The organism is Sphingobium lactosutens DS20, from assembly GCF_000445105.1.
In the GTDB taxonomy this organism is placed as follows: Bacteria; Pseudomonadota; Alphaproteobacteria; order Sphingomonadales; family Sphingomonadaceae; genus Sphingobium; species Sphingobium lactosutens.
The window spans coordinates 1-2,188 of the sequence record NZ_ATDP01000045.1 but is presented as its reverse complement, the minus strand read 5'-3'; the positions used below and the strand labels follow the sequence as shown (position 1 = coordinate 2,188).

Here is a 2,188-nt window from a genome sequence, read left to right as displayed (position 1 = left end):
CGCTGAGGCGATCCCCCTCATAGTTCAGCCGGAGTTCCTGGGAGAACGTCCGATAGCGATTCTGCTGGTCGTAGGCGCCCCCATCGGCGGCCGTCATGTCGTTGTCGGAGCGATTGAACTCGCTAATCTCATTGAAGGCCGTGATCGCCGTCAGGGAGAGACCTGCGCCCAAATCGAAGCGCAGATCCGCGGTCGCGATATCGGTGCTCGCCTCACTGTCGTTAGGACTGTCGGAGAAGTTCCACCGACGGTCGAAAAAGTCGGGCACAGACGTATCGGTGAAGCTGAACGAATAGCCGCTGTAGCGGTCATAGCGCGTGTAGCCGAACCGCGCCTCGAAGCCCGGAACGGCCGTCGGCGTCCACAAGAGCTTTGCTCGGACCTGGGTCGTATCAAGAGGATTCTCGTGCGCGCGCCGTGTCGGATTCCAGGTAAATCCGTCGGCGTCTCGCTTTTCCACGCTGACGCGGAATGCGAGCTCTCCGGATACGATCGGACCGCCCAGCGCGGCGGCGAACTGCGTCTCATCGGCGTCCGTTATCATGGCGCGAGCGCGCAGCTCCCATTCCATTGTCGGTTCGGCTGTCCGCATGATGACCGCCCCGGCCAGGGCGTTCAGCCCTAGCAAGGTCGACTGTGGGCCTCGCATAATCTCGACCTGGCGGACGTCCCACATATCCGCCGGCGACGCATGAACCATGGCGGCCGGCACGGCAGCTCCATCGACAAATATCGTGGCGAGAGCTGCCCCCTCGCCGCCCATGATCCCGCGGTCGGCGATGCCTCGGATAGTGAACCCGCCGGCGCTGAACGTCTCCGTCACATTCGCCGTGCGCGCGTACACCTCCTGGAGTGATAACAGATTCTCCTCCTCGATGCGCCGAGCGGTGGTCACGGCCACGCTGCTGGGCGTGTCCTGCAGGGATCTCCGTGCTTTCTCCCCTGTCACGATGATTTCGGAGTAGGTGCCGACATGGCGCTCCTGCGCACGCGCAAAGCCACTCCAAGACAGAGCGGCCAGACCCACCACTCCCCACAACAAACAACGCACCACGATGGCCCCCCAAAGCAAATCCTTCGCCAGTAGATAAAGGCGTCGCCCGCTTGCAACAGGATTGATGAAAGGTTCGGCGATTGCCCGCGCGACCTGTGTTTCAGCCCGTGCAATCCGTGACTTTTTGCGGTGACGGCGAGACCAGACCCGCTTTGGGGAGCGTAGCTGGAGAGGCTACAGCAAATCTTGTTCGCAACTTGACTATCGTCAATGATGCGAACCGGGACGGTCGCATTGCCCGAGAATTCGAAGGGGGGAATCTTGAATAGTCGACCCATAGCCTTTGCGGCGGGAAGAAATAGCCGATGAATGGCCGACAAAAGGTCTTTCCGCCTGTGCATCGGGGGAGCCGCTTGTCAGGCCTCACCGCCGATGGCGCGTTCTCGGTCTCTTGCGCACCCGCACGAGCCATCATGGCTTTGCTCACATGCCAAGGGGTGGCGATCAGGAGCAAAATCGGATTACGTCGCCGCCATGTCTTGTCGAACGCATCCTTCCGGACGGGCCTGCCCGAAGCCGTCAGCGGGACCGCGCAGCCTCGCGCCACCCCTATGATCGCTCCTCGGCGAGAACGAAGACGGTGATGTCGATGACGATGCACGAAGATGACGACCTGGCACGCTGGCTGCGCCTGACCGAAAAGCAGCGCGCCTGTCTCGACCTGCTCATCGAGCGTAAGACCTCGAAAGAGATCGCTCGGATCCTCGGAATTTCCAAGCCGACCGTGGACCAGCGCATCACCGCTGCCCGGATCATCCTCGGCGCGGCCAATCGCGACGAGGCAGCTCTCATCTACGCGCGTCTCAAACAGCTATATGACCGGATCACATATGACTCGGTGCAGGTTCCCTCGCCGCCGACGCTGGTGCCATCCGACTTTCCGGACGGCGATCCCGAACCGGTCCTGAAGCTGAGCGACAGTGCGGCGCCCACCTTCGGCGCCGGCCAGGGATCGAGGGACTTCTTCCTGCCGTTCCGGGACGGATGGAGACACGATCACAGCATTCAGGCGCGCGTCATGATCATGGTGGGAATTCTCGTCGCCTTGGTCATCGTCGTTTTCCTGGGGCTCGGCATCGCGGAAGCGCTGACGCGGCTCGTCTCCAACTGAACCTGTTCAACTTGACCCACGGT

2 protein-coding genes are annotated in these 2,188 nt (G+C 61.9%); one reads left to right on the top strand and one right to left on the bottom strand.

Translation table 11 applies throughout. The annotated features are described in order from the left end of the window. Nucleotides 1–1,054, bottom strand: a 1,054-nt coding sequence (locus RLDS_RS30670; protein WP_236616778.1) for a TonB-dependent receptor, incomplete at its 3' end; no start/stop codon positions are given. 583 nt (nt 1,055–1,637) lie between these two features. On the opposite strand from RLDS_RS30670, the gene RLDS_RS30665 reads away from it, so the two are divergent. After that, a complete protein-coding gene (locus RLDS_RS30665; protein ID WP_020818526.1) occupies nt 1,638–2,165 on the top strand; it encodes a helix-turn-helix transcriptional regulator in 528 nt (175 codons plus the stop codon). Nucleotides 2,166–2,188: the final 23 nt, after the last annotated feature.

Coding starts and splice junctions, on each gene's coding strand:
- RLDS_RS30665 (WP_020818526.1), top strand. CDS start 1,638: ATGTCGATGACGATGCACGAAGATGACGACCTGGCACGCTGGCTGCGC.